Origin of the sequence: Nesterenkonia sp. LB17 (genome assembly GCF_022565915.1) — a bacterium.
Lineage (GTDB): Bacteria > Actinomycetota > Actinomycetes > Actinomycetales > Micrococcaceae > Nesterenkonia.
On the sequence record NZ_JAJOYX010000009.1, the window covers coordinates 1 to 1,689 of the forward strand.

Here is a 1,689-nt window from a genome sequence, read left to right on the forward strand (position 1 = left end):
TGGCCGAATCCGTGACGGTGCTCTTCTGCTCCTGACCCTCAGACCTCACGTTCTGAGCGCTCTCCGCCGCGGAATCACGAACCCGCTGCACAGATTCCTGCGCAGGCTCCTTGAGCTCCTCAGCCATCGACTGGACCTGACCCTTCGCGTCATCGACCAGCGGCTGAGCCTGATCCTCAAGCTTCGCCGCCGCCTTCTTCTCCGACTCCGAAGCCGGAAGGACCGAAGCCACCAGCCAACCGGCACCCAGCGCGATCAGCCCCGCCGCCAACGGGTTGCCCCGAGTCTTGCGCTTGGCCTCAGAAGGCGCGTGCTTCACACCTTCCGCGGCACTGTGGGCCTGGTCCGAGACCTGACTCGAGGCATCCTCGGCCGACCCCATCACCTGGTCCTTCCACCCACCCACGGTGCTGCGGACCTTCTCGGTCTGGCGCGCAGCGACCTTCGACGGGGAGACCTTGTCCGCGACCGCGTCCACGTCAAGGGAAAGACTGCTGCGGGTCCGCTCGATATCAGCGCGGATCTCTTCTGGACTCTGCTGTGTCATCGGGTCTCCTTCGTGGGGGTGAGAGCATCGGGAACTTCTTTAAGGGTCTCCGCAGTCTGCGGGGCACCCTGAACCTCATCAAGGCTCTTCTTACCGAGCACCGCCAACACCGCAGCGACGATCGCCCAGACCACAGCCACGATGACCGCAGACCATGCATGTCCCAGATCAGTGGCACCGATCCCGGACCACAGAGCGATCGAGAGGAACAACAACACGAAGTGCCCCGCGATCCCGGCGCCGCCGAACATGCCAGCACCCTTCCCTGACTTCTTCGCGGTCTCGGAGAGCTCCGCCTTCGCCAGCGCGGTCTCCTGCCGGATCAAGGTCGAGAGGTCATCGCTGACCTGAGACATCAGCGAACCCAGAGACTCCTGCTCGGCCTTGCGCTCGGGTTCGGTGGGGAAGCTGGAGCTGCTCATCGGCCACCACCCCCGGCATAGGGATCGGTACCGGCCGGGTAACCGGGCGTCGGAGCCCCGGGACCGGCATCATAGGCCGGGACACCGGTCCCCGGGCCGCCGGCGGTCACCGGTGTGGTGTCTGGCATGGTCCCCGGGACGGTCCCTGCGGAAGTCCCCGGTGTGGCCCCCGGTGTGGTCCTCGAGGCAGAGCGGGACTCGGTGCGGGACTCGCTGCGCGGGGTGGAGGTGCCCTGCTTGTCGTCATCGGCGTGATGCTGCGAGATGCCCCGGGTCAGCCGGCCAGCGGCGAACCCGACACCAGCGGCGATCGCGAGAAACGCGACCGGCCGACGGCGCGCGAAGCTCTGGACCTCCTGGAGGACCTCCTTGGGATCATGATCCTCCAGCCAGCTCGCGGTGGTCTCGGCGCGGGAGTTCAGCTGGTCCACGAGGTCTTTCGCGACCCCGGGCTCAGGCTTCTCACCACGCGCGATGCGCCCGACGTCATCGCTGAAGGTGCGCACCGTGACTGCCGCCCGATCCAGCTGCTCAGCGGCCTGGGACTCCAGCATCGTGCTCGCCTCACCGCCGAGGCGCTTGGCCTCACGCACCGCGTCGTCCTTGACCCCAGCGGCCTCCTGCGCCGCGGTGTCCTTCACGGCCCGGCCGGCGTCCTTGGCATCACCGGCCACGTCCTGGGCCGCACTCTTGGCCTGATCTGACTTGGCCTGATCTGAC

At 67.3% G+C, this 1,689-nt stretch carries 3 protein-coding genes; all 3 read right to left on the reverse strand.

All coding sequences use genetic code 11. The features are described 5' to 3' along the window. On the reverse strand, positions 1-547 hold a 547-nt coding region (locus LTH96_RS12850; protein WP_241466365.1), incomplete at its 3' end, for a DUF3618 domain-containing protein. Beyond that, positions 544-969, reverse strand: coding sequence for a phage holin family protein (locus tag LTH96_RS12855; protein WP_241466366.1), 426 nt, complete (start codon positions 967-969; stop codon positions 544-546). The genes LTH96_RS12855 and LTH96_RS12850, both read right to left, overlap by 4 nt. Further along, the coding region (locus LTH96_RS12860; protein ID WP_241466367.1) for a hypothetical protein at positions 966-1,689 on the reverse strand (724 nt) is incomplete at its 5' end. The genes LTH96_RS12860 and LTH96_RS12855, both read right to left, overlap by 4 nt.

Excerpts from the sequence above, each read along its gene's own strand:
- LTH96_RS12855 (WP_241466366.1), bottom strand. The coding sequence starts at position 969 with ATGAGCAGCTCCAGCTTCCCCACCGAACCCGAGCGCAAGGCCGAGCAG.